At 43.4% G+C, this 25,820-nt stretch carries 27 protein-coding genes and 1 tRNA gene; 12 read left to right on the top strand and 16 right to left on the bottom strand.

Annotated features, from left to right (window positions below; all coding sequences use genetic code 11):
- Nucleotides 1-252, top strand: a 252-nt coding sequence (locus Xinn_RS11915) for a site-specific integrase (RefSeq protein WP_153043407.1), incomplete at its 5' end; no start/stop codon positions are given.
- 336 nt (nt 253-588) lie between these two features.
- Here the strand turns inward: Xinn_RS11915 and Xinn_RS11910 are convergent.
- The 4 genes from Xinn_RS11910 to mutY all read right to left on the bottom strand — a co-directional run bounded on the left by Xinn_RS11910 (nt 589) and on the right by mutY (nt 3,352).
- A tRNA-Phe gene (locus tag Xinn_RS11910) sits at nt 589-664 on the bottom strand.
- A 151-nt stretch (nt 665-815) separates the two neighbouring features.
- Complete coding sequence (gene mltC / locus Xinn_RS11905) at nt 816-1,889, bottom strand: membrane-bound lytic murein transglycosylase MltC (RefSeq protein ID WP_086956474.1); 1,074 nt, start codon at nt 1,887-1,889, stop codon at nt 816-818.
- A 93-nt stretch (nt 1,890-1,982) separates the two neighbouring features.
- A complete protein-coding gene (locus Xinn_RS11900; protein WP_086953977.1) occupies nt 1,983-2,255 on the bottom strand; it encodes an oxidative damage protection protein in 273 nt (90 codons plus the stop codon).
- 59 nt (nt 2,256-2,314) lie between these two features.
- Nucleotides 2,315-3,352 carry an A/G-specific adenine glycosylase gene (mutY, locus tag Xinn_RS11895; protein ID WP_186435693.1) on the bottom strand — a complete coding sequence of 346 codons (1,038 nt, stop codon included), beginning with the start codon at nt 3,350-3,352 and terminating at the stop codon, nt 2,315-2,317.
- Between the two features lie 259 nt (nt 3,353-3,611).
- On the opposite strand from mutY, the gene trmB reads away from it, so the two are divergent.
- The 5 genes from trmB (at nt 3,612) to Xinn_RS11870 (ending at nt 7,548) form a co-directional block, all read left to right on the top strand.
- Nucleotides 3,612-4,331: a tRNA (guanosine(46)-N7)-methyltransferase TrmB gene (gene trmB, locus Xinn_RS11890; RefSeq protein WP_086953975.1), complete on the top strand. Its 720-nt coding sequence runs from the start codon at nt 3,612-3,614 to the stop codon at nt 4,329-4,331.
- Nucleotides 4,331-4,657: a YggL family protein gene (locus Xinn_RS11885; protein WP_086953974.1), complete on the top strand. Its 327-nt coding sequence runs from the start codon at nt 4,331-4,333 to the stop codon at nt 4,655-4,657. Before trmB ends, Xinn_RS11885 begins: the two co-directional genes overlap by 1 nt.
- A gap of 51 nt (nt 4,658-4,708) precedes the next feature.
- The gene (gene glsB / locus Xinn_RS11880) at nt 4,709-5,680 is read left to right on the top strand and encodes a glutaminase B (RefSeq protein WP_086953973.1); all 972 of its coding nucleotides are present in this window, start codon (nt 4,709-4,711) and stop codon (nt 5,678-5,680) included.
- 78 nt (nt 5,681-5,758) lie between these two features.
- Nucleotides 5,759-6,481: a DUF2884 family protein gene (locus Xinn_RS11875; protein ID WP_086953972.1), complete on the top strand. Its 723-nt coding sequence runs from the start codon at nt 5,759-5,761 to the stop codon at nt 6,479-6,481.
- Between the two features lie 122 nt (nt 6,482-6,603).
- On the top strand, nt 6,604-7,548 hold the full coding sequence (locus Xinn_RS11870; protein WP_086953971.1) for a siderophore ABC transporter substrate-binding protein: 945 nt from the start codon (nt 6,604-6,606) through the stop codon (nt 7,546-7,548).
- Between the two features lie 122 nt (nt 7,549-7,670).
- Here Xinn_RS11870 and hemW read toward each other — a convergent pair whose 3' ends face one another.
- Genes hemW through Xinn_RS11845 form a run of 5 tightly spaced genes read right to left on the bottom strand, consistent with a single transcriptional unit; the run spans nt 7,671 to nt 11,572 of the window.
- Nucleotides 7,671-8,801: a radical SAM family heme chaperone HemW gene (hemW, locus tag Xinn_RS11865; RefSeq protein WP_086953970.1), complete on the bottom strand. Its 1,131-nt coding sequence runs from the start codon at nt 8,799-8,801 to the stop codon at nt 7,671-7,673.
- Nucleotides 8,794-9,387 carry an XTP/dITP diphosphatase gene (locus Xinn_RS11860; RefSeq protein WP_086953969.1) on the bottom strand — a complete coding sequence of 198 codons (594 nt, stop codon included), beginning with the start codon at nt 9,385-9,387 and terminating at the stop codon, nt 8,794-8,796. Before Xinn_RS11860 ends, hemW begins: the two co-directional genes overlap by 8 nt.
- 26 nt (nt 9,388-9,413) lie before the next feature.
- Entirely contained in the window at nt 9,414-9,977 is a 564-nt protein-coding gene (locus Xinn_RS11855) for a YggT family protein (protein WP_086953968.1), read from the bottom strand.
- A 31-nt stretch (nt 9,978-10,008) separates the two neighbouring features.
- Entirely contained in the window at nt 10,009-10,830 is an 822-nt protein-coding gene (gene proC, locus Xinn_RS11850; RefSeq protein WP_086953967.1) for a pyrroline-5-carboxylate reductase, read from the bottom strand.
- Nucleotides 10,831-10,867: 37 nt separating this feature from the next.
- The gene (locus Xinn_RS11845; protein ID WP_086953966.1) at nt 10,868-11,572 is read right to left on the bottom strand and encodes a YggS family pyridoxal phosphate-dependent enzyme; all 705 of its coding nucleotides are present in this window, start codon (nt 11,570-11,572) and stop codon (nt 10,868-10,870) included.
- A gap of 22 nt (nt 11,573-11,594) precedes the next feature.
- On the opposite strand from Xinn_RS11845, the gene Xinn_RS11840 reads away from it, so the two are divergent.
- Nucleotides 11,595-12,611, top strand: coding sequence for a type IV pilus twitching motility protein PilT (locus Xinn_RS11840; protein WP_086953965.1), 1,017 nt, complete (start codon nt 11,595-11,597; stop codon nt 12,609-12,611).
- A 136-nt stretch (nt 12,612-12,747) separates the two neighbouring features.
- On the opposite strand, the gene ruvX is transcribed toward Xinn_RS11840, so the two are convergent.
- From ruvX to rsmE, 4 genes are all read right to left on the bottom strand, one after another.
- Nucleotides 12,748-13,167 carry a Holliday junction resolvase RuvX gene (ruvX, locus tag Xinn_RS11835; protein ID WP_086953964.1) on the bottom strand — a complete coding sequence of 140 codons (420 nt, stop codon included), beginning with the start codon at nt 13,165-13,167 and terminating at the stop codon, nt 12,748-12,750.
- Nucleotides 13,167-13,730 carry a YqgE/AlgH family protein gene (locus Xinn_RS11830; protein ID WP_086953963.1) on the bottom strand — a complete coding sequence of 188 codons (564 nt, stop codon included), beginning with the start codon at nt 13,728-13,730 and terminating at the stop codon, nt 13,167-13,169. Before Xinn_RS11830 ends, ruvX begins: the two co-directional genes overlap by 1 nt.
- 110 nt (nt 13,731-13,840) lie before the next feature.
- Nucleotides 13,841-14,800, bottom strand: a complete 960-nt coding sequence (gene gshB / locus Xinn_RS11825) for a glutathione synthase (RefSeq protein WP_086953962.1) — start codon at nt 14,798-14,800, stop codon at nt 13,841-13,843.
- Between the two features lie 53 nt (nt 14,801-14,853).
- Nucleotides 14,854-15,585, bottom strand: coding sequence for a 16S rRNA (uracil(1498)-N(3))-methyltransferase (gene rsmE / locus Xinn_RS11820; RefSeq protein ID WP_086953961.1), 732 nt, complete (start codon nt 15,583-15,585; stop codon nt 14,854-14,856).
- Nucleotides 15,586-15,938: 353 nt separating this feature from the next.
- Here rsmE and Xinn_RS11815 point away from each other — a divergent pair, with 353 nt between their 5' ends.
- Together Xinn_RS11815 and Xinn_RS11810 are read left to right on the top strand one after the other, a co-directional pair.
- Entirely contained in the window at nt 15,939-16,469 is a 531-nt protein-coding gene (locus Xinn_RS11815) for a prepilin peptidase (protein ID WP_244590189.1), read from the top strand.
- A gap of 74 nt (nt 16,470-16,543) precedes the next feature.
- A complete protein-coding gene (locus Xinn_RS11810; protein ID WP_086953960.1) occupies nt 16,544-17,347 on the top strand; it encodes an MBL fold metallo-hydrolase in 804 nt (267 codons plus the stop codon).
- Nucleotides 17,348-17,986: 639 nt separating this feature from the next.
- On the opposite strand, the gene Xinn_RS11805 is transcribed toward Xinn_RS11810, so the two are convergent.
- Complete coding sequence (locus Xinn_RS11805) at nt 17,987-18,886, bottom strand: MBL fold metallo-hydrolase (RefSeq protein WP_086953959.1); 900 nt, start codon at nt 18,884-18,886, stop codon at nt 17,987-17,989.
- Nucleotides 18,887-19,019: 133 nt separating this feature from the next.
- Here Xinn_RS11805 and Xinn_RS11800 point away from each other — a divergent pair, with 133 nt between their 5' ends.
- Nucleotides 19,020-19,934: a LysR family transcriptional regulator gene (locus tag Xinn_RS11800; RefSeq protein ID WP_086953958.1), complete on the top strand. Its 915-nt coding sequence runs from the start codon at nt 19,020-19,022 to the stop codon at nt 19,932-19,934.
- Here the strand turns inward: Xinn_RS11800 and Xinn_RS11795 are convergent.
- Nucleotides 19,917-20,861 (bottom strand): LysR family transcriptional regulator, encoded by a 945-nt coding sequence (locus Xinn_RS11795; RefSeq protein ID WP_086953957.1) that lies wholly within the window; start codon nt 20,859-20,861, stop codon nt 19,917-19,919. The two genes, Xinn_RS11800 and Xinn_RS11795, sit on opposite strands and share 18 nt — an antisense overlap.
- 218 nt (nt 20,862-21,079) lie before the next feature.
- Here Xinn_RS11795 and lysA point away from each other — a divergent pair, with 218 nt between their 5' ends.
- Entirely contained in the window at nt 21,080-22,402 is a 1,323-nt protein-coding gene (gene lysA, locus Xinn_RS11790; protein ID WP_086953956.1) for a diaminopimelate decarboxylase, read from the top strand.
- Between the two features lie 69 nt (nt 22,403-22,471).
- Here the strand turns inward: lysA and fadE are convergent, their stop codons facing one another.
- Nucleotides 22,472-24,913, bottom strand: coding sequence for an acyl-CoA dehydrogenase FadE (gene fadE / locus Xinn_RS11785; protein ID WP_086953955.1), 2,442 nt, complete (start codon nt 24,911-24,913; stop codon nt 22,472-22,474).
- A 292-nt stretch (nt 24,914-25,205) separates the two neighbouring features.
- Between fadE and lpcA the strand changes: the two genes are divergently transcribed.
- Nucleotides 25,206-25,787, top strand: coding sequence for a D-sedoheptulose 7-phosphate isomerase (gene lpcA, locus Xinn_RS11780; protein WP_086953954.1), 582 nt, complete (start codon nt 25,206-25,208; stop codon nt 25,785-25,787).
- Nucleotides 25,788-25,820: the final 33 nt, after the last annotated feature.

Here is a 25,820-nt window from a genome sequence, read left to right as displayed (position 1 = left end):
TTCTTCCGCCGGTTATCCAGAGAGTGTGATTTTGCCGTTTCCCCGCACCGGTATCGGCACACGGTGGCGTCAACGCTGATGAAATCGCCGGATCGCAATCTGCCGATGGTGAAACGATTACTGGGGCATCGCAATGTTGCGACGACGCTGGAGTATATTGATCTTGATATGGAAGTGACAGGGAAAACACTGGAGCGGGAACTGGGGTTATATACCGATCGCGTTGATAAGGATTGCGATGAGAATGAATAAACCGGCTTAAAAAAAACAGGGCGGGACTCAGACAGGATTGAGGTGGAGGTGGTATGTGAGCGACCCTGCATCAACATTGATGGCATAAAAAGCGATACTGCCCGTTCTGTGTCCCGTGAAGTTTTCACCTGACTTGACATCAGAATCAATTACTGAAATCATTACCTTCAACAAGAAAAGGGTAACTGTTAAAACAGCTACCCTGTAATCTTGTCTAAACTACTTTAAACATCACAATAGCGTGCAAATTGTCATTTAACATCTTATTAACTATTGTTTGTTTTCCACGCATTTGTCAGGAAATTTAACAAGTTCTGACAAACCCGCATCAAATCTTGGTGCCCGGAGGCGGAATCGAACCACCGACACGGGGATTTTCAATCCCCTGCTCTACCGACTGAGCTATCCGGGCTAACGGGGACGCATTAAACAGTATTCCCGCCAATCCGTCAACGACTTTCTATATAAATTTATTCAAGTGCTTTTAATTCATTCAATTGGTTGTAAATGTGAACAAAAAAGGAGAAGCGAACGCCTCTCCTTCTCTATTTTGTAGCGATTATTTATCGACGATAGCTCTTTTGTGCGTTATTCACTTTCATCAGATAACGGCGAGATTCAGCCGATGGGTGTTTATTAGTCAGAGTTTCATAGACATCACCCGGTGCCATTGTGTTGATAACTTGAGCGGCTTTTTTCTTGTCGCTGGAAAATACTCTTAATACACTACCAGCTCCACCGTTGTAAGCTGTAATAACAGCATAGCGGCGCGAGGTTGCGTTCTGGATTTCACCTAAATATGTATTCTGTAAAATCGCCAGATAAGCGGTACCCGCATCGATGTTATTTTCAGGGTCAAAAAGATAATTTCGGCTTGGCTGGCCGGATTTACCCTGTGCTCTGAATACATCCCTCCCCGCAGTATGCTGCATTACCTGCATTAGCCCCAATGCATCGGAACGGCTGACTGCGTATGGGTTGAAGCTGGATTCTGTCTGCATAATGGCAAGGATCAGGGACTCATCAATGCCATATTTAATGGCAGCCTTACGAACAATAGGCAGGTATTTATGAGCACGTTTATCCAGATGATTAGGTACTAATTGTATTGTGACAGACCAAATTACATGCAAACCCGACTGACGGCGCTGTAATTTATTTTGGATCAGGTAATCGGCAAAATGGTTTGCCCGCCATTCCCAGCGAATTGGCTCACCGGTATTATCCAGAACCTGCCCGTAAAGAAAGGGTTCTTTGCTGATTTGAATGTCATTCGCGTCAGAGTAAAGGTCGACAGAACCCGGGTCATCGCCCATTAATAAGGTTGTTACGATAGCCTTGTGTAAATGTTTATTTGGTTCAATAGGCGATATTGTTTCAATAGTAATGGTGCCAGCATCAAAATTAATATGGCTGCGGGTTTTATATTGATCGGTGTATTTTACGTAATCTTTAGGCCCTGCAATTAAAACTTCACGTAATCCCCAGATATTTTCAATGTCATGCGCGAATTGCCCCATCAAGATATCAAATCCGTTAGTATCTTTTATATATTCTTCTTTGTATTCAGTATCTTGTTTACTTGAGCAGGAAATTAGAAGTGGGATGAACAGGAATAGTGCCAGCAGTTTTTTCATTTTATGATGCCGTTGGATATTAGGATAAACTCTCATTTATTGGGTGATGTTTAAATATCCTGATTTCACCCAATAAATAGCAGATATTAAAAATTATTTTTCCGGCGGTGTATAACCGTCGATTTTAATATCTTTCCCTTCAAACAAGAATTTCACCATTTCCTGTTCGAGCAATTTGCGATCTTCCGGATTCATCGTATTTAGTTTCTTTTCGTTAATCAGCATAGTCTGCTTGCTCATCCATTGCTGCCAGGCTTCTTTAGATATTTCACTGAAAATACGCTTACCCAGTTCTCCCGGATAGAACTGAAAATCCTGGCCTTCAGCTTCTTGTTGCAAAAAAGTACAAAAAATAGTCCTGCTCATGATAAATCCTCAAATTAGTAATGGCACAAAAAGTATGGAGCAAAAAATATAGGTAAAATTTATCCCAACTGCTGCAAAAGATACTCAACGGGAGCTGCCAGCCCAATCGTTGCTGGCTGGCGTAAGTTATACCAAAGTCCCTTACTTTCATCCATGCAGGAATCGAAAGATGATATATCGATTTTAATGGGGACGATATCCAGATGAAAATGGCTGAATGTGTGGCGAAATGCAGTGAGTTGTTCAGGTTGGCTGTGAGCAATTCCTGAGTGTTCCAGCCACTGTTTTAGTGAGTTCTCATCAGTAAATTGCGGGAATGCGAATAATCCGCCCCAGATACCGGAAAGCGGGCGCTGCTCCAGCCAGACTGTATCGCCATGCTGCATCAATAAAAAGTAGGCTGTTTTTTCAGGGATTGTCTGTTTCGGTTTTTTACCCGGATAGTTCGTCCAACTATGGTTAGCATATGCAATACAGCCTGTATTAAGGGGGCAGATTTCACATTTGGGTTTACTGCGGGTACATACTATTGCACCTAAATCCATCATAGCCTGATTAAAATATTCAACACCCAGCGCAGGAGTCACACGGGTACTGATATCCCACAGTCGATTTTCCACCTCTTTTTTACCCGGCCAGCCATCAATAGCATAGCAGCGAGCCAGAACACGCTTCACATTACCATCAAGGATGGGGAAATGTTTGCCCTGAGAGAGAGAAAGTATAGCGCCTGCGGTGGAGCGGCCTACACCGGGTAAGGCGACCACATCATCAAAGGTTGTCGGGAATGTTCCAGCGTGTAATTCCACGATCCTCTGAGCAGCCTTATGCAGATTGCGGGCGCGGGCATAATAGCCCAAACCTGTCCACAGATGCAGAACTTCATCCAATGGAGCGGCTGCCAGTGAGGCTACATCAGGAAAACGTGAAATAAATTTCTGGAAATAAGGGATGACGGTCGCAACCTGAGTCTGTTGCAGCATCACTTCTGAAAGCCAGACGTGATAGGATGTTTTTTCCAGCTGCCACGGCAGAGTTTTGCGACCATAACGGTGATACCATTCAAGTACCGCCTGTGAAAATTGCTCGGCTTCCATCATTAGAATAATTGTCTTTATATCTGAGAATCGTTTCGTGAACGGGATTGCAACATAGTGTAACCTCAGTGTAAACCCGAACTTTGTTTCGAAGCACCACACAATTTAACATTAAAGTTGTGCTTATGAGCACTGAACTTGATAAACTCTGCCATCTTTGCATAACTGCGCTCTCTTTAGGCAATCCTGCGGTACATAACGTCCCGGAAGCCAGAGCAAAAGCCTTTAAAACTGATAGAAAGTACCAATAGACAGTACCATGATAAATAACGTAATTTCACCGGAATATGATGAAAATGGCAGGGCTTTGCGCCGTGTCCGCAGTTTTGTGCGTCGGCAGGGGCGGTTAACGGCTCGTCAGCAACATGCTCTTGATAATGTATGGCCAGATATGGGTGTGGATTATCAGCCTGAACTGCAAAACATGGCTGAATTGTTTGGCCGTGATGCACCTGTTGTGTTGGAAATTGGTTTTGGCATGGGGACATCGCTGGTCACAATGGCGAGCCAGAATCCAGAGAAGAATTTTTTCGGGATTGAAGTTCATGCTCCGGGAGTGGGTGCATGTCTGGCTTCTGCTGAAGATGAGAATATCAGCAATCTGCGTGTGATGTGCCATGATGCGATTGAAGTACTGGAAAATATGATCCCTGAACAGGGGCTGGAAATGGTTCAGCTATTCTTCCCTGATCCGTGGCATAAAGCACGGCATAATAAGCGTCGAATTGTACAGCCTGCTTTTGCCCAGCTGATCAGAAATAAACTGAAAATCGGTGGTGTATTCCATATGGCAACAGATTGGCAGCCATATGCTGAACATATGTTGGAAGTGATGAGCGAAGCCGAAGGCTATCGCAACATCTCGGAAAGCAATGATTATGTACCACGTCCTGATTCACGCCCTGTCACAAAATTTGAGATGCGCGGTCATCGTTTGGGGCATGGCGTTTGGGATCTAATGTTTGAGAGGGTAAAATAATGGCTAAAAACCGTAGTCGCCGTCTGCGTAAAAAACTGCGTATTGATGAGTTTCAGGAATTAGGTTTTTCCGTCAGATGGAACTTTCCGGCTGATACATCCGTTGAGGTTGTAGACAGCACGGTTGATGCTCTGATCGAAGAATTAATCGAGCCAAATGGGCTGGCACTGGATGCCAGCGGCTATTTACAGTGGGAAGGTCTGGTCTGTTTGCAGAAAATCGGTAAATGCACTGAAGAGCACCGTCAGTTGATTGATAACTGGTTGAAAGATCGCGGTATGGAAGAAGTTGCCACATCAGAGTTATTTGATATGTGGTGGGATTAGTTCGCTGTTGCATTAATAAAAAGATAGCGTGTATTGAAATTTTGACGCTATATGCAGGGGCTCCTTGAGAGCCCTTTTTTGTCTGGAGAAAAAGTGGTGAAAGTAAGGTTCTCTAATGCGTTGCTGGCAGATATCTTAGATGAAGTACGCCCTTTGATTGGCCAAGGAAAAGTAGCAGATTACATTCCTGCTCTGGCGGAAGTTCCGGTAAATAATTTGGCAATGGCTATCTGTACGGTTGATGGTCAGGTTTTTAAAGCGGGAAATGCGGAAAAACGTTTCTCCATCCAGTCTATTTCTAAAGTGCTGAGCCTGACACTGGCAATGACACGCTATAAAGAAGAGGATATCTGGCAGCGAGTAGGAACAGAGCCTTCGGGGCAGCCATTTAACTCGCTGGTGCAGTTGGAACTGGAGAAAGGTATTCCTCGCAACCCCTTTATTAATGCGGGAGCGTTGGTTATCTGTGACATGTTGCAATCACGCCTGAGTGCGCCAAAACACAGGATGCTGGAGTTTGTGCGCAGTCTCACAGGGCAAAAAGATATTGGCTATGATGAGGTCGTTGCCCGCTCAGAAATGGAACACTCAAGTCGCAATGCTGCTATTGCTTACCTGATGAAAGCATTTGGTAATTTTGAAAATGATGTACTTACAGTACTGCAAACCTATTTCCAGTATTGTGCTCTGAAAATGAATTGTGTTGAATTATCTCAGTGTTTTATTTATCTGGCTAATCAGGGGCGGATGATAGATTCCGGTCAGCAAATTTTGAGCCTCCGGCAAACCCGGCAGATTAATGCGTTAATGTTGACGTGTGGTATGTATGATGGTTCAGGAGAATTTGCTTTCAGGATTGGTATGCCCGGAAAATCGGGTGTTGGCGGAGGTATCGTCTGTGTTGTTCCGGGAGAATTTACTGTCACGGTATGGTCTCCAGAACTGGATCGTTCGGGTAACTCTCTGGCTGGTTGTGCCGCACTGGAAAAATTGGCTGAACGTATAGGGCGCTCTATTTTTTAATTTGAAACCTTAGCAGCTAATTGCAGTAGCTCTGAATAGCAGTAGAGGAGTACAACGCTGAGGAGAACAGGAGAAGGTATGTTACGAAAAATTGTGGTTGCGGCATCACTGGTATTTGCTGTTCAGGCACAGGCTGATTCAGAATGCCGGACGACACTCAAAGATGACATTATTGTTACGGCCGACTCAGTTCAGATGATTGGTGAAAACAGAAGCCTGAAAATTATGCCTGATGGCTCTGTTTTTCGTAATGGTAAGGCATTGTCGTTGAATGCCGATCAGCGCAATAAGGCAAAGCAGTTTCAGCAAGTTACCCGGCAGGATTTACCGTGGGTGAAAAAAAAGGCTTTAAATCATCTTACTGATGCGCGTGAGGCGCTGGATAAAGTTGTTTCTGAAACGATGGGAAAGGATAGCAATATTCGTACCCGCCTGATCCGACTGGAATCTGATCTGAATAAGCAAATTGATAAGGTACTGGAAACCCGTCCTGATGGTATTTCTTTCAATTATCAGGCTATCAAACAGGCAGAAATAGCCGGGAAGGATCTTATCCAACAGAGTTTGGGGGGAATTTTGCAGGACAGCATTAATGAAATGAGCCGTAAAACAAGTAATCAGAATGGTGACGGCAAACAGATGTTAATGTCTCTTCTCGGCGGTTTGGGAAATGCGCAGAATGGTTTTGAAGCAGAATGGAAAAAACAGGAAAAAGAGCTGAAACGCTTTAAAGGGGAAGTGTGCGATAAAACAAATAAACTGGAACAGTTGCGTACCAGCCTTTTGAATTCCATTAACTAAATCACAGTATTTCATATCAAATAAGAATCTAGATGAAATTGATTCTTATTTGATTGACATCCTATATCGGGCATCTAGAATGCAACTCACTGTTTATATAAACGATAACTTCAGGTGTCCTAATGAAAAAAATCCTGCCGATTATTTTAGCCTCATTGTTTTCTGTCACCAGTCACAGCGCATTCAGCCAGCAATCTACAGTATTTACGCCCAATTCAGTAATCACTCAGTCTGGAAATGATGTCACGGTAAAACATTTTTCTGGAGAAACAAAAGTTAAGAAAAACCCTGAGCGCGTGGTTTTATTTGACTTCGGTACTTACGATTCAATGGCCAAATTAGGGTTATCTGAGCGTGTTATCGCCTTGCCGAAAGAAAGTTTGCCTGAATATGTGCGCAGCAGTGTATCTGAAAAAATGAATGATGCTGGTGGGATGAAATCCCCGGATTTAGAAAAACTGGCTGAAATAAAACCTGATTTGATTGTGATCACCGGGCGTCAGGACGATTTTTATGATCGTTTATCCCAAATCGCACCAACAGTGAATTTAAGTACGGATAATAAAAATTATCTGCCGTCCGTTGAAAGTAACTTAAAGCTATTAGGTGAAGTGTTCGATAAACAAGACGCAGTAAAAGCACAGCAGGCTGATTTAGAAAGAACGATCACTACTGCGCAGGAAAAAGCAAAATCGTCAAATAATAAGGTGCTGGTTTTATTACATAATGCCGGTGAGCTATACCCGAATAATCAAACCGTTGTTTACAATGTGGTGAAAGCGCAACGTGCTGAATTGCCAGCAAAACCAGATAACGATAAGAGCCGTCTTGTAACATCAGAAATGATTGCTCAGGCAAATCCTGATGTCATTTTTATTATTGATAGAAGTAAAGCGATTGGAGCTGGGGAGTTAACAAAAGCTCAGTTTGAAACAGCTCAGGTGAAATCAACCAACGCTTATAAAAATGGCAAAATCGTCTATCTGCAACCTGATTTATGGTATCTGTCCGGTGGCGGAATAGAGAGCCTGACACATCAGGTTAATGCAATTGCTGATGCGCTATAATCAAAATCACACTGATTAAATTTGTTCTTCCACATTAATAAAATAAGGCTGCGCCAGAAACGAAGGGTGCAGCCTTATTTTTACAGGAACGATGTTTATAAAAGCAGTTTTATAAGGCAGGGCTACAAAAACAGTTCCAATAACGAATTCAGGAATAATTTTCCATGTTTCGTGATTTGCCAGTGTGTATCACTTTCAGTGATATAGCCTTTTGCCAGAGCCTTATCGAGTTGCGGACGAATGGCGTTTTCCGGTAATCCGGTAAAATCACTGAAATCCTTCCGTGGCATAGCTTCCAGCAAACGAAAACGATTCATGAAAAATTCAAATGGACGATCATCGTGATCTACCTGATTTTGCTGATCTAAATAACGTCCTTGCATATAGCCGCGCGGATGTTTGGTTTTCACTGTACGCAGGATACGCCCATCTTCAAACGATATTTTTCCGTGTGCGCCGCAGCCAATTCCCAGATAATCACCGAATCGCCAGTAATTCAGGTTATGTTGACACTGATAACCTTGTTTGGCATATGCTGAAGTTTCATACTGCTGATAACCTGCTTTCGTCAATAACTGATGCCCCTGAGAGAAAATATCCCATAGTGCATCATCATCCGGCAGGACTGGCGGGCGTGAACCAAAACTGGTATTCGGTTCAATAGTTAGCTGATACCACGACAAATGAGGTGGTGAGAGTTCAATGGCCTGACGTAAATCGTTCAGTGCTTCATCGAGTGTCTGGTTAGGCAGGCCATGCATCAGATCCAGATTGAAACTGCGCAGGCCAAGCCCGTCAGCCAGTTGTGCTGCTCGTTTCGCTTCCTCGGGGCCGTGAATACGCCCTAAGCGGATAAGTTTATCTGAACCGAAACTCTGTACGCCGATTGAAATCCGGTTAATCCCCGCCTTTTGGTAGGCACTGAAACGATCAGCTTCAACCGTTCCCGGATTTGCTTCCATCGTAATTTCTGCCTGTGGGGAAAGTGGCAACAGCTCCCTGACGCCATCAAGCAGCCGCTGCATGCCTTCCGCGCTGAGTAAACTGGGCGTGCCTCCACCGATAAAGATCGTTGATACTTCCCGCCCTTCAACCATTAGCAAATCATTACGTAAATCTGTCAGTAAATGTTCGACATATTCCTGATGTGGTACGTCTCCCTTTAATGCATGTGAATTGAAATCACAATAAGGGCATTTCTGTACACACCAGGGGATATGAATATAGAGACTCAATGGTGGTAATTTAAGCATTACTCATGGCTTCCAACAGCATTTTTAAGGCTTGCCCACGATGTGAAACAGCACTTTTTTGTTCACGACTTAATTCTGCTGCTGTACAGCCAAATTCTGGTACAAAGAAAATCGGATCATAACCGAAGCCACCGTTGCCTACTGCTTCACGGGTAATCACACCAGACCAGCGGCCGTGAAAGACCAGAGGTGTCGGATCTTCTGCATGACGTAAATAAACCAGAACGCAATTGAACTGAGCCTGGCGTTGTTCGTCAGGGATATCGCCCATGGCTTCCAGTAGTTTTTCCAGATTATCCTGATCGGAGGCATCAGCCCCCGCATAACGTGCTGAATAAATGCCCGGCGCACCACCGAGTGCATCGACTGATAGTCCTGAATCGTCAGCAATAGCAGGTAAACCGGTGACTGCCGCAGCATGACGAGCTTTAAGGATGGCATTTTCAATAAAAGTCAGGCCGGTTTCATCGGCGGAATCCACACCCAACTCAGTCTGAGCTACGATATCTAAACCGAAATCAGCCAGTAAACCAGCCAGCTCCCGTACTTTGCCCGCATTTCCTGTGGCAAGAACAACTTTCTGCATTGTTTATATCCAATTAACCTAATTTCTTAACCAGTTATCATTGCTGCTAACCATGACATAACATCGTAACGTAGTGCATTCAGCGCATACAGAATCAACATGACAATCATGGCTGAAAAATCGATTCCTCCCATTGATGGGATAACCCGGCGGATAGGTGCCATCAAGGGTTCTGTTAGTTGGATCAGAACGTAATCAACAGGGTTACGTCCCTGACTGATCCAGCTCAATAATGCGCGGACGATCACAAGCCAGAATATCAGTTTTCCGACTGCGGTAAGCAGTTCGATAAAACCAAAAAGGAAGACGATAGCGTGAGGCAGTAAAAATTGCCCTGTTTCCAGCCAATAGGGAAATAACATTTTGATCATGACAAGTAAGTAAGCCAAAATCACAGATGCTGTATCAATAGGACCTACCGGCGGGATGACTCTGCGCAAGGGGCGCACTACCGGTTGAGTGATTTTAACGATAAATTGTGAAAATGGGTTGTAAAAATCGCACCTTGCCCACTGCATCCAGACACGCAGTAAAAGAACTGCGGTGTATAACCACAGAAAATTCATAATAAGAAAGTTTAAGAATTGCATGTAGCAGCCCTGATTAAATTATATTGGTTGTTTAAAATAATTTTTCCATTTCCTGTGCCCGGCGAATAGCTCCCTGCATAGCTTGGGATACAACCTCCGGCAAATGGTTTTCATAAAAAATGCGTAATGCTTCAGCAGTTGTACCACCTTTAGATGTTACCTGTTCACGCAGGATAGAAAAAGGAAGTTCTGCCTGTGATGCAGCAAGTTTAGCTGAACCAATAGCCGTTTGCAGGACAAGCTCTCTGGCTGTTTGGCTGTCAAAGCCCATCCGTTCGGCTTCCTGTTGCATCGATTCCATAAACAGGAAGAAATACGCCGGAGCGCTTCCGGCGACGGCAATAATATCATTAATATTATTTTCATCGTTTACCCAGCAAACTTTACCGACACTGTTCATCAATGATTCAGCAAACTGACGATCTGATTGGTTTACCTGTTCAGGTGCAAACATGCCACTGATTCCTTGCCCGATAAGTGCGGGAGTATTTGGCATGATACGGATAATATTAAGGTTTTCCTGCAAAAATGAGTAAAAACGGGAAAGCGGAATACCGGCGGCAATGGAAAGAATGAGTTTCGGTTGGAAATTGACCTGTGAGCGTAAAGAGCCACAAACCTCTGCCATCATTTGAGGCTTAACCGCCAAGATAATAACATCCGCTTCTTTGGCATAGCGAATATTGTCACTCTGACTATTGATGCCATACTTTTCTGCCAGAACATCCCGGCGAGTTGTATTGGGTGAGCAGACAGTTATCAGGTTGGCTGGATAGCCTTTTTTGATCAACCCGGCAATGATGGCATGAGCCATATTTCCCGCACCGATAAAAGTGATTTTTCTATTTTCCATGAAGAGATTGTCTCAAATATTAATTAATTTTGTTCTGTTAACGTACGGTAGAACCATACTCGCGGGCGCCGAAAATGGCTGTCCCGATGCGTACTAAAGTTGAGCCACAGGCAATAGCCGCTTCCATATCATCAGTCATTCCCATAGAAAGTGTATCTATCTGTGGGTATTGTGCCTTTAATTTAATAAAAGCCTGTTCCATCCGACGAAAAATTGCAGCTTGTTGTTCATAATCTTCTTCCGGTGCAGGAATGGCCATCAAACCACGTAATACCAGATTAGGCAGTAAATTCACTTTTGCAGCCAACTCTTCAAGCTCCTCAAGCAAAATGCCTGACTTACTGTTTTCCCCACTAATATTAATCTGAATCAGAACGTTAAGCGGAGACATACTTTCAGGGCGTTGTTCACTTAATCGCTGTGCTATTTTTAGTCGATCGATAGTATGGCACCAGTCAAAGTGTTCGGCCACCAAACGACTTTTATTAGACTGTAAAGGCCCAATGAAGTGCCATATCAAATCGTTGCGGTTAGCAAACTGTTGAATTTTTTCAACACCCTCCTGAACGTAATTCTCGCCAAATTCCCTCTGGCCTGTGGCTATAGCTTTTGCGATAGCTTCCGCAGGTTTTGTTTTACTGACTGCAAGTAACGTAATTTCTTCTGGAGAGCGCCCGCATTTCTGAGCTGCGAGGATGATGTTGTTCCTGACATCGTGAAGATTTTGTTCGATATTGTGCATAAGAAACTCAGGAGATTAAAAAATGAATATGGAAAAGTTAGTGGCTCTTAGTGTAAAGCATAATGCCTCCGATCTGCATCTTTGTGTCGGGAAAGTGCCAATTTTGCGCATTAATGATGTGCTATACCCGCAGACACATCTGGCTGAGATTGATGATAGTTTCATCAGTGTATGGAGCAGAGGAGTATTAACTGAGGAACAACAACAGCAATTACGGATCGCTGGGCATTTTGATTTTGTCGTGGAAATGCAGGATAAGCGGCGGCTCAGGGGAAATTTATTCTACCAGCAGGAACATATTTCATTAGTCTTACGGTTAATTCCTGATAAATGCCCGACGTTAGAACAGTTATATGCGCCAGATATTATCCAGCAGCTTATTTTACAGGAAGACAATAGCCCGACAAAAAACGGTCTGATATTAGTCACAGGCGCAACCGGAAGCGGTAAATCAACAACGCTGTCAGCGATGATTAACACGCTCAATAATCATGTCAGAAAACACATCATTACGCTGGAAGACCCGATAGAGTTTGTTCATCGAAGTCGAAATTGCCTGATACAGCAACGGCAAATCGGGGAGAATGTGCCGGATTACCAGACAGCGCTGAAAGGAGCATTAAGGCAGGACCCTGATGTCATCCTGTTGGGAGAGCTTCGTGATAAAGAGACTATTCGGTTGGCACTGACAGCCGCTGAAACTGGCCACTTGGTTTTATCAACACTGCATACCCGTGGAGCAATTCAGGCAATAGACCGCTTGGTGGATGTGTTTCCCGCTGATGAAAAAGGATGGATATGCGCTCAGCTGGCAGGGAGTTTAAAGGCAGTTATTGCCCAGCAATTACTTCCGGCTAAAGATGGGGGCAGGGTAGCTGTTTATGAAATCTTAGTCGTCAATCAGGCTGTCAGCCATTTGATCAGGGAAGGAAAAAACCACCAGATAGCAACGTTAATGCAAACCGGAGCTGCCTGCGGTATGCAAACCTACGAGCAGAGCCGCCAACAACGCAAATTATCGGGTTTGCTGGCGGAATAGCTGGTGCGATAGTGGAGCAAATACCTATGGTTATAATTTCACTGTATTCTTTATTTACGATTATGGCTTTCAATGATCAGCTTTTTAATAATCGGTTTCTTAATGATCAATTTCTCAATGACCAATTTCTCAATGATCAATAGTGTTGTTCAAACCAGCTTTCCAAAATGACGACAGCAGAAGCGGAATCGACTTTGCCTTTATCGAGAGCCCGATACCCGCCGTGATCAAACAGATGAGAACGAGCCTCTACCGTGGTTAATCGTTCATCGTGCAGCTCAACCTGAACGCCAAAGCGGCCGTGTATACGATTAGCAAACTTTTTGGCCTGAACAGTGACCGGCTGCTCTGTGCCATCCATATTGAGTGGCAGACCAACAATGACTAAATCTGGCTGCCATTCTTTGAGAAGCTTTTCAACCATATCCCAATTAGGAGAACCCTCTTTGGCTTTGAAAGAATCTAATGCTCGGGCTGTGCCGGTTATTTCCTGTCCGACAGCCGCACCAATACTGCGGGTACCGAAATCGAAGGCAATCACTGTCCGGTTTTTCATCAGGCATGTCCTGCTTGTAATGCGAGATTGTGGATATTTATTCCCAATAAGGATGCAGCTTCATGCCAGCGATCGGCAATGGGAGTATTGAAAATAATTGAGGGGTCAGCACTGACAGTCAGCCAGCTATTTTCTATAATTTCGTTTTCCAGCTGGCCTTTTTCCCAGCCTGCATACCCGAGCGTCATTAAAATATTTTTCGGCTGGCGTGGTGTGCCTAATGCTTCGAGCATATCTTTGGAAGTCGTTAGCATGGTTTTATCAGAGATTTGTATACTGGAGCTGAATCCGGACTGTGGCGTATGTAAAATAAAACCGTGCTCTTCAGATAATGGCCCACCAGCCATAACAGGCCTGTCCAGATTGATATTATTGTCTCTGTCTTCGGGAGAGATCGCTAATTTCTTCAGTATTCCCTGAAGAGAAATCTGAGCGATTGGCTTATTGATCACTAACCCCATAGCCCCGTTTTGATCATGTTCACAGATGTAAACTACAGAACGGTTGAAATAAGGGTCAGTAAGCGAAGGCATAGCAATAAGGAAATGGTGCTGTAAGTTCATGTTTTTTCTGATGGTGATTTTTACGATAAATGAATAAAGTGGCCCACACAGTATGTGAGCCCACATAATAAATGGCAAATGCCACCACGGAACGGAAGCTGTTTAACCTATTATACCGTTTGTTTACCCAATCGTTTTTCAATTGCATTCATCAGCATACCCGTAACAGACACTTCAGGGAAGGCCGCTTCTATTTCACGTGCGCACGTTGGGCTGGTAACGTTGATTTCAGTCAGACGATCGCCAATGATATCAAGACCGACAAAAATTAACCCTTTCTCTTTAAGAACAGGTGCGACAGCTCGTGCTATTGCCCAGTCACTTTCTGACAGAGGCCGCGCTTCACCACGCCCGCCTGCGGCGAGGTTGCCTCGCGTCTCACCTTGTGCCGGAATACGGGCGAGACAGTAAGGCACAGGCTCACCGTCTACAACCAGTACTCGTTTATCTCCATCTTTAATGGCGGGCAGGAAATTTTGTGCCATACAGAAACGATTGCCGTGCTCTGTCAGTGTTTCAATAATCACACCGATATTCGGATCATCCTGTTTCAGCCGAAAAATAGATGCACCTCCCATACCATCCAATGGTTTGAAAATAACATCACCATGTTTTTGATGGAATTCACGTAACTTGCTGGCACTGCGTGTTACCAGTGTATCTGGCGTCAGTTCAGGGAACCATGCAGTAAACAGCTTTTCATTACAGTCGCGCAGGCTTTGTGGTTTGTTGACGATCAGGCTTCCTTTGACTTCAGCCCGTTCCAGAATATAAGTAGCGTAGATGAACTCAGTATCAAAAGGTGGGTCTTTACGCATCAGGATAACTTGCAGTGTATCTAGGGCGATATCCTGTTCACTGTCAAACTGATACCACTGCTGAGGGTTTTCCTCTACAGTCAGCAGACGGGTGCGCGCACGACCTTCCCCTTGATGCAGATAGAGATCATTCATCTCCATATAATGGATTTCCCATCCACGTTTCTGTGCTTCCAGCAGCATGGCAAAACTAGTGTCTTTCTTAATATTGATGGATGAAATTGGGTCCATCACTATACCGAGCTTGATCATTATTTCTCCTTTACCCGTCGTTTTTCAAGTTTTAACCTGAAATTCATAGGGTATTAACCCAGATCACCAAAACGAACTTGTAGTGCTGTTATTGCAGTGAGTGCCGTAGTTTCTGTCCGCAGGACACGAGGGCCTAACAGGATATCAGTAAACTGGTGATTTGCCGTCATTTCTATTTCTTCGGCGGATAATCCCCCTTCAGGGCCAATCAGCAAACGAATCTTTTCCACCGGCAATGGCAGCGTATTTATACTTTGGCTGGCACGGGGATGCAGATTTAATTTTAGGCTGTTATCGCTTTCTGCACACCACGCTTCAAGTGACATAATAGGACGTATTTCAGGGATCTGGTTGCGTCCGCATTGTTCACAGGCTGAAATTGCAATTTTTCTCCATTGCTGGCGTTTTTTTTCCAGCCTTTCCGCATCCAGTTTTACACCACAGCGTTCAGAAAGTAATGGCGTGATAGTGTTAACGCCCAGTTCAACCGATTTTTGGATTGTGAATTCCATTTTCTCACCCCGGGACATAACCTGCCCCAGATGAAGATCTAATGGTGATTCGTGATCAGACAACTCCCCTTGATGGATATATACTTTGACGGCTTTTTTGCTGGCCTCAGTAATTTCTGCATTAAAAACCTGATTGGTTCCATCGAAGAGTTGTAATTGCTGCCCGTTACTCATTCTGAGTACACGACCAACATGGTTGGCGGCGTCATCACTCAGGTGGATTTCAGTTCCTACAGTGAGGGGGGCTGGATGATAGATGCGGGGAATTCGCATATTTTTCTTTCCTTTTTTCTCCGGATAACCCCGGTATGGCATATGCGGTCATGATAAAGGAGCGCTGATAGCGTAATCAAGCCATACCCGTCGTCTTTCAAGTGCCTCTTTGTTGGCTGGGAAAACCCGTTCCCAATAAATTTATCATTTCCTTGCCGCTGCAATGTAGCTCGAAATCCATAGGTTATATCTCTCAGGTAAGAAGATCTTGCGAGCGGGTTCGCATATTTATTTCAGAATGGCAGTTTTAGTCGATTTTTCATTGCTAATGACCTGAATAAAAATCTAATATTCACCGTGTTCTGATTAATATCAGAAAATAAATAAGGGATATCATAACAGGGACGTTATTTATGGAAGGGATATTGAGCATTTTCATGGATGAAAAAAATCAATGGTTCAATAAATTAATTAATCTAAATAATATAGCAATTTCATTTTTTTGCATTACTTTAGTCTTCTTAGCCATTATTGATATAAAAACTTATCAGTTACCAGATGTTCTCACTCAGCCTTTATTATGGTTTGGATTGGTGTTTAATAGTGATAATAATTTAATTCCGATCAAGAGTGCGGTATATGGCGCCATATCAGGGTATTTATTTTTGTGGTTATTATATTGGTTATGTCGGTCTGTCTTGCGGAAAGAGGGAATAGGTTATGGTGATTTAAAGCTGACTGCCGCAATAGGTGCGTGGATTGGTGCGGAAATGATCCCTGTGCTGATGCTTCTGTCTTCAACCTCCGGATTATTAGGGTTTGTGGTGATTTGGCTGCAAAGGAAAAATTATCCGGAGTTTATTGCTTTTGGGCCTTATCTCTGTTTTTCTGCCATACTTTTGATGTTTTTAAATTTGTTAGAGTTCAATATAATCGGGATTTAGCAAAGTCAGATAATGAATTTTATCGTGTGTAATCAGAATAATGACAGAAACATTACAGCCTAAACGAGTGCACCATGACACTAAGAATAACAGCATTATTGGAAAATCAGGTTTTTGCACCTTATAAGGGAAGCTTAATCAACAAGCAGGGGTTAAGTTTATTAATTCAGGATCAGGAAAACACAATTCTTTTTGATACAGGGCCAGATGGGAGTTTTATCGATAATGCCAAGAAACTAAATATAGACTTATCAAAAATTTCCACTGTTATTATTTCACATGGTCATTTTGATCACTGTGGTGGTCTGCCTTTTTTCTCTACAAACGCTAAAGTGGTTTGTCACCCCGGAGTTAAGGATAAGAGGTACTATGGATGGTTAATAACGAAAAATAATGCGATGAAATTTAAAATGTTATCCAGAGAGGTTAATTATGATAATTTCGACACCTTTTTTTCAAAAGATGAAATGCATATTAGTGATAGTTTCATTTATTCAGGAGAAATTAAAAAAGAAGAAAATAAAAGCTATGGTGTGATCGTTGGTGAAAATTACTCCCCTGATTTTGTAAAGGATGAAGGAGTATTAATTTATAAATCACAGTATGGATTAATTATTTTTATTGGCTGTGGTCATCGTGGTGTTATCGATATGGTTGAATTTTGTAAGTCTATAACGGGTATCGATAAGATCTATGCCATTATCGGGGGCCTACATTTACGTTATGCGTCTCCTTTTAAACTTTTAAGTATCAGGCGATATATCAAAAAAGAGAATATACAGCATGTTTATGCTTGTCACTGTAGTGGTATGTGGGGAAGGTTATGGTTGCCGATTGCAAAGAATCTTTCTACCGGTCAATCTATTGAACTTGAATAATCTTATTTATTGGCAGAGAAATAAAGATGAGAAGTATGGGAGAGAGCAGGATTAGAGCCTATAGTACACATTAATCACATGGTAGATGTTAAAAGCATCTAATGTGTTGGGCTACTTTCTGCATACGATAGATGTTAAAAGCATCTAGTAGGCTGGGTAGCTCCCGTATACGCTAGACGTTGGAAGCATCTAGCTGGTTTAGGCTGTTCATCCTGCTTGCGCTAGACGTTGGAAGCATCTAGTTGGCCTTAAGCTTACCTTATATAACTTAGATGTTAAAAGCATCTAGTTATCTTAGGGTGGTTCGCTTATCTCTCCGTTGAAACTAAATCTAAAGTAAGCGGAATTTTAATTCAAATTGATTTATTCAGATATGACCTATTGATCACAACTTCAATTTATTAATCATTTGGAAATATAAAAAACGGATAAATATCACGTCAATTAGAAATGAATTATGTTTAATTGGAGGTTTTTTTGATTTTTATATATGACTGTTTTTCATTTTGATTGTTGTGAATTATAAAATATGAAACCCTTTTTGAAAAGGTGATTTTATTTTTGTTATAGGTTCTTATATTTCAGGGGGGATAATAAAAAACGGGTGATACGATTCGTAACACCCGTGATGTTTTTAATTTATTGAGGCCACTGCATTTCGCCTTTCAGCACTTTTGCACTTAATTCAAGGCTGGATTCTTCGGCAAAATTTGGATAATGTTTTTTCATAATTGAAATTAATTCAGCCGAGTCTTTTGCTTTTGGTAACTCTTTTTCCAGTGTAGTCAGGTAATTTTGAGTAAAATTCACTGATTCCAGCGTCATAGCTGTATTACCCATATAATGGCCCGGTACTACTGTTACAGGTTTTAGGCTTTTAATTCTGTCTAATGTCTGCATCCAGTTCTGACGTGATGATTTAGTCTGGGTATCAGCAATCCATACATGAATATTGTCAGATACGGTAACTCCGCCGACAACGGCTTTTAATTTAGGAACCCATACGAAGGTACGATCAGCAGCTGGGCCATCCAAACCTTCAACAATCAATTTTTCACCGTCTACAGTGAAAGTATTTCCTTTCAATGGCTCAGGGACGATAATTTTTTTCGGAGCCTGATCTTGCAGGACGCCACCCCAATATGCCAGCTTGCCGTCTTTGGTCTCATTGATAGCTTTAATTGTTTCTGGTGAAGCGATCACTTTGGCTTCAGGGAAGGCTTCCGTGATCACATCAAGACCAAAATAATAATCCGGATCAGATTGGCTAATGTAGATCGTAGTCAGTTTTTTCCCTGTTTTCTGGATCATGTTGACCAGTTCCTGAGCATCACTTTTTCTGAACTGTGCATCAATCAGTACAACTTCGTTTTCACCTCTGATAATTTCAGAAGAAACCGGAAAAATACTTTCTTCTCCCGGATTGTAAATATCCATTTTAAGTTCGGTGGCCTGAGCCAGTGTTCCCATCCCTAGGGAGAGTGCTGTGGCCAAAGCGGTATTTAATATTGTTTTATGTAGTGTAGTCTTATTAGCCATCATTGAATTCCTGAATATTTATCTGCTTGAATGGCGCATATAATAGATTGCATACTTCGATTGAAAAATCCCATAATTGGCAACTGTTTGTTGCATAAATCAATCGAATCAGCGTGGGGATACAGAAACACAGATGGACAGGGTCACAGCAGCACAGGTTTTTGTCACAATTGTTGAACAGGGCAGTTTGAGTGCAGCAGCAGAACGGCTTGATATGTCACGGGCAATGGTGTCACGTTATTTGTCTGAAATGGAAAGGTGGTCAGAAATTCGTCTTCTGCATCGTACAACCCGCCAAATTAGTCTGACATCAGCGGGAGAACAGGCTTATGAGCGCAGCCTGAAATTGATAGAGCTGGCGGAAGCAATGCCGGTTCAGCAATCAGTAGGATCTCAGGCCCTGAAAGGTTTATTAAGAGTAAGCTGTTGTCAGGCGTTGGGAATTAGTGCGCTGTCTGTGGCTATCCCTGAATTTATGCGAAAGTATCCGCAAATTGCTGTTAGTCTGGAAATCAGTAATAAAACAACTAAGTTGGTTGAAGAGCGTATTGATTTAGCAATTCGCATTACCAATAATCTGGGGCTGAGTTTAATTGCTCGTCCGTTATCAACTTGTCATTCTGTTATTTGCGCTGCTCCTTCTTATTTAGCCGACAAAAAAATACCCCTTAAACCCGCTGATTTGGCTATGCATAATTGCCTGACATATAACCTTTTTGATAAAAATTTGTGGTCGTTTGAAAAACAGCAAGAACAGTATTCAGTTCCTGTCAGCGGTACATTAAGTGCTAATGAATCAACGGTTCTGATGGAGGCTGCTTTACAGGGCGCGGGTATTTCTATGCAGCCCTATTATTCTGTTTCACCATACTTAAAATCCGGGCAATTAGTTGAGTTATTACCTGATTATCAGCCTCAGGTAATGGGGATCTACGGTATTTATGTCAGCCGCCAGAATATGCCCGCTACTTTGCGGGCTTTATTGGATTTTCTGGTGGAGTGGTTTGATACTGCACCTCACTGGCAGCAATTAGCACTGAAAAGCTGATGCTATTTTCTGTGAAAATAATTTAGCCTGTTGTTTTAAATGGCTAATGAATATTTCGACTGGTTCGGAGGATGGGCGATGGAGTGGCTTAATTAAGCTGACGACAAAAGGAATTTCTACGCTGAATGGCCGTATACAGAGTCCCGGGTTTTTATGCGGCGAATTTTTATGTAGATAGTCCAGAGCGGTCAGAGGGTTGACAATCGATACCCCGATACCTTCACTAACCATGGCACATACTGATGATGCACTATGGGTTTCCATGATCATTCTGCGTGAAACCTGATGCTCGTGAAATATCGCATCGATGAGTTTTCTGTAACTGTCAGTGGCCGAAAGGCTAATAAATGGCTGACTATGAAAATCGTCTGGTGTTAGTTGTTTTTTTTGTGCCAGCGGATGATTATTCGGCAGAACACAGACTTCATGTAATGTCAGCAACGTTTCACGCTCAGTTCCCACCGGTGTCTGCATATGTTCAGTTAAACCGATATCATGGCGTTGTGCCGAAAGCCACTCTTCCAATAATGGAGATTCCTGTGGAATGATTGTCAGCTGTGCATCAGGATAGGATTGAATAAAACTGCGGCAGGCTGTAGGCAATAAAGATTGTGAGAATACGGGTAAACAAGTGATAGATAGTTGTGCGTACTCAAATTGGCGAATGCTGTCTGCTGCATTGAGTATCCTTTCCAGTCCGTAATAGGAGCGCTGGACTTCTTCAAATAACTTTAGCCCCTGTGCAGTAGGGAACAAGCGCCCTTTAATCCGATCAAACAATTTAAATTTTAACAGTTGTTCTAAACGAGCCAGTTCACGGCTGACTGTTGGTTGTGAGGTTTTCAGTAAAACCGCAGCATCAGTCAGGTTCCTTGTGGTCATTACGGCCTGAAAAATCTCTATATGTCGCCATGAACAGACGTGCATAACGTCCTCCTTTATTTGACTTAATCTGGCTACTGTTTCACGAAGGGAAATAGTTTGTCAGTGGATACTATATATCAGTGGATACTATATAAATGGTGTGTTTAAAAAGAAAGCAATTCCATATCACAAATGAATAGACTTCAGTAAAATAGATATTTTTATTCCTGTCTGTTTACTGTCAATAATGAAGCATCTGCTGATTTTGTGAGAAAGCTTCAATGACAATACCCGCTATTACCACTATTTCTACCGCTACTTTTGGTTCTACCTCTACTTTGGGCAATAATTTTACGCCAGAAAACCTTCTTGATTTGCCCGCGATTTACGGAACACCATTATGGGTCTATGACAGTGATACCATTGTCAGACAAATCGGGAAACTAAAGCAGTTTGATGTTATCCGGTTTGCACAGAAAGCCTGTTCTAATACCCATATTCTGCGCTTGATGAGAGAGCAGGGTATTAAAGTGGATTCGGTATCACTGGGTGAAATTGAACGGGCTATCCATGCCGGATTTCAGCCCGGACGTGATAAATCCGAAATCGTATTCACTGCTGATCTTATTGATGAAGAGACGCTGGAACGGGTCATTGAGTTAGATATTCCTGTTAATGCCGGTTCCATTGATATGCTGGAGCAGATTGGTCAGCGTCAGCCAGAGCATCCGGTTTGGCTGAGAATTAATCCGGGCTTCGGGCATGGCCATAGCCAGAAAACAAATACGGGTGGTGAAAATAGCAAGCATGGGATTTGGTATCAGGATTTGCCTTTAGCTCTTGAGAAAATTCATCAATACAACCTGAATCTTGTCGGCCTGCATATGCATATTGGCTCCGGTGTTGATTACCAACATCTTGCCAATGTTTGTAATGCGATGGCTGAACAAGTTGTATTGTGTGGAATGGATATTCAGGCAATTTCAGCAGGCGGAGGATTATCCATTCCTTATAAAGACGGTGAGGAAGCCGTAGATACCAGCCATTATTACAGCTTATGGCATGAAGCCCGCCAACGTATTGAACAGCACTTGGGACATCGTATTAAGCTGGAGATTGAACCCGGTCGTTTTCTGGTTGCAGAAGCAGGGGTTTTGATGGCGGAAGTGAGAGCGGTAAAGTCAATGGGAAGTCGTCACTATGTGCTGGCAGATGCGGGTTTTAATGACCTGATGCGTCCGGCAATGTATGGCAGTTATCACCATATTTCTGTTTTGTCTGATGATCGTGATGAAAAGTGCAGTGATATCGGGGAAAACAGGAACAGTGCTGGTTTGAGGGAAACATTGGTGGCAGGGCCATTATGTGAATCAGGAGATGTTTTTACCCAGTTAGAAGGAGGAGAGGTGATCCCGCGTATGTTACCTGATGTTTCTGTCGGGGATTATCTGATTTTCCATGATACAGGGGCTTATGGCGCATCTATGTCTTCAAACTATAATAGTCGTCCTTTAATCCCGGAAGTATTGTTCGTTGAGGGGAAACCTCGTTTAATTCGTCGTCGACAGACGATAGAAGAATTACTGTTACTGGAAGCTGTGTAAATTTTAAATAAAGACGGAGCCAGTAATAAGCCCCGTCTTTTTCGTATTACTATTTAATCTGTATCAGCATTAAGCGGCTTTGGTCTGCTTATTCGCTTTTTTTGTTGCGTGAGGTACAGAGAACGCATCTGCTTCAAATTCATCAACATTGATTGAACGCAGTCTGCTGGCTTCCGCACGTTTCAGAATATCAGCCTCTTCTTTGCTGATCTTATTATCTGATAACGCTTTTTCAGCTAGCTGATCCAGACGTGTAAAGCTCAGGTTTTTGCCTGCTTCACGGCTCAGTCGGGCATGAATAGGCTCTGCGGCAATAATGTCATGCAGGGCTTCTTCCAGTAATCCATGAGGATTGTGTTCGCTGGGTGTCAGATATTGCCCGCGACCAATCCGATTACGAGTTGCAGAAGGTGTTTGTAATATCTTAGCCAGTTTGTGATCCAGTTTGTCGGCCGGAGCTGTGCGTGAACGACCTAATGGGAAAACTATACCCCGCATTAGGCCAGCTACCAGCCGGTTAGGGAAATTACGCAGCAAATCATGCAGAGCCAACTCCGCCTGATACAGAGCATCTTCTACCGCCCATTGTACCAGTGGTAAGTCTTCTTTCTGACGCCCCTCATCTTCATAGCGTTTTAAAGTTGCACTTGCCAGGAAGATTTGACTCAAAATATCTCCCAGACGGGCTGAGATGCGCTCACGACGTTTCAGACTGCCACCCAATACTCCCATAGAAACATCAGACATCAGAGCGAGGTTGGCACTCAGGCGATTGATGAGCTGATAGTAACGGCGGGTTGTATCATTGACAGGTGTGCTGCTGGTTCTGCCGTTAGTAATACCTAACCAGAGGCTACGGAGGGTATTACTGGCAACATGTCCGAGATGACCAAACAGCGCTTTATCAAATGCTTTGACATCATTTTTTTCAGCCGCAGCTATTTCATCCAGAACATAAGGATGGCAACGGATTGCACCCTGACCAAAGATAATCATGCTACGGGTCAGAATATTCGCACCTTCTACGGTAATGGCAATAGGTGCGCCCTGATAAGAGCGGGCTAAAAAGTTAGATGGGCCAAGGCAGATACCTTTACCGCCTGCGATATCCATGGCATCAATAACTGCACGCTGTCCTCTGTGGGTACAGTGATATTTCACGATGGCTGAGAGAACTGCTGGCTTCTCGCCCAGCATAATACCGCTTGTGATCATCGTTGCTGCGGCATCCATCAGATAAGAGTTACCGGCAATGCGGGCCAGCGGCTCTTCAATACCTTCCATTTTACCGATAGGCAGTTTGAACTGACGGCGAATGTAGGAGTAAGCACCGATAGCCATAGCGATACTTTTCAGTCCGCCTGTTGCGTTAGAAGGCAGAGTGATACCACGGCCAACTGACAGGCACTCAACCAGCATACGCCAGCCCTGTCCAGCCATTTTCGGCCCACCAATAATGTAATCGATAGGAACGAAAATATCCTTGCCGCGGGTTGGGCCATTCTGGAACGGAATATTCAGAGGGAAGTGGCGCTGCCCGATTTCAACACCGGGGGTGTTGGTTGGGATAAGAGCACAGGTTATGCCCAGAGATTCAGTTTCACCCAGTAAATGATCCGGGTCATACAATTTGAATGCCAGCCCCAGTACAGTCGCGATAGGCGCAAGCGTAATGTAGCGTTTATTCCAGTTCAGGCGCATACCGAGAACTTGTTCACCCTGCCATTCGCCCATACAGACGACTCCGGTATCCGGAATTGCGCCCGCATCAGAACCGGCTTCCGGGCTGGTCAGAGCAAAACAGGGAATTTCTTCACCACGGGCAAGACCGGGCAGATAATGCTTTTTCTGCTCATCGGTACCATAGTGCTGCAAGAGTTCACCCGGCCCCAATGAGTTAGGTACGCCGACAGTAATTGCCAGAATGCCGGAGACACCAGACAATTTTTGCAGAACTTGCGATTGAGCGTAAGCTGAGAATTCCAGACCGCCGTATTCTTTTTTGATGATCATCGCAAAGAAGCGATGCTCTTTCAGATAAGCCCAAAGCTCCGGGGATAAATCTGCTAATTCATGGCTGATTTGGAAATCATTTGCCATACGGCAGGCTTCTTCCACAGGGCCATCAATAAATGCCTGCTCTTCAGCAGTCAGTTGCGGCTTAGGGTAATTGTGCAGTTTATTCCAGTCAGGATTGCCCCGGAACAAATCACCTTCCCACCATGTTGTACCGGCATCAATGGCTTCTTTCTCTGTACTGGACATGCTTGGCATAACTTTACGGAATGCTTTCAGGCCGGGAGCGGAGAATAAAGAGATACGGGTCGGGGTGAAAACAAGAGGGAACAGGATAATAGCAAGAGGTACCAACAGCCAGTAGCTCCAGAGGCCGGTAACACCCATGATGAATGTATAGGCAATAAGCAGAAGGCTGCTGACAGTCAGGCTGACTTTGCGGTAACAAAGCCCGCCAATCAAGACTAAAAATAAGATGATACTGAGGACGGTCATAGTAAAACTCCTGTAAATCTCAGGTTGAGTTGTCAGAGGTCTGACCTGTTGTGATGTTCTTCTTTTTTAGATGAGGAAAAGACATTTATCAATATATTTACATCTTAATTACAATCCAGCTCACAAAGTGATTGGAGTTTTTACCGTGATTGTTTCAATAGGGATGTAATGACATCTTCTTTCAGACGGGGGAATCCGTTACACTGGGTAACTGTTGTTATTAATCAAGAATGTTATTAAGCCAAACTCGTTATTAATCCCGAAGACTTTGCCTTTCAGGAGTATGAACCCCATGTATCAAGATCTGATCCGTAGTGAATTATCTGAAGCCGTAGAAACACTCACTAACTTCCTCAACGATACTGCCAATATTGATGCCATCCAAAAAGCAGCGGTTTTGCTGGCAGATTCATTTAAGGCCGGAGGAAAAGTGCTTTCTTGCGGCAATGGCGGTTCACATTGTGATGCCATGCATTTTGCGGAAGAGCTGACAGGCCGTTATCGTGAAAACCGTCCGGGGTATCCTGGCATTGCTATCTCTGACCCCAGCCATCTGTCCTGCGTGAGTAATGATTTTGGCTATGACTATGTGTTTTCCCGCTATATTGAAGCTGTTGGTCAGCAAGGCGATGTTCTGCTGGGAATTTCAACTTCAGGTAATTCCGGCAATATTATTAAGGCAATTGAAGCAGCCCGTGCAAAAGGGATGAAAGTGATCACGCTGACTGGTAAAGATGGCGGTAAAATGGCCGGAACAGCGGATGTTGAAATCCGTGTACCTCATTTCGGTTACGCGGATCGTATTCAGGAAATTCATATTAAAGTTATCCATATTTTGATCCAGTTGATTGAAAAAGAAATGGTAAAAGCCTGATCGCATAGTGTTAACAGGTATTAGTGTTAACAG

It is taken from the genome of Xenorhabdus innexi (genome assembly GCF_002632485.1).
Classification (GTDB): domain Bacteria; phylum Pseudomonadota; class Gammaproteobacteria; order Enterobacterales; family Enterobacteriaceae; genus Xenorhabdus; species Xenorhabdus innexi.
The sequence above is the reverse complement of the archived record's forward strand: the minus strand, read 5'-3'. Positions and strand labels throughout refer to the sequence as shown.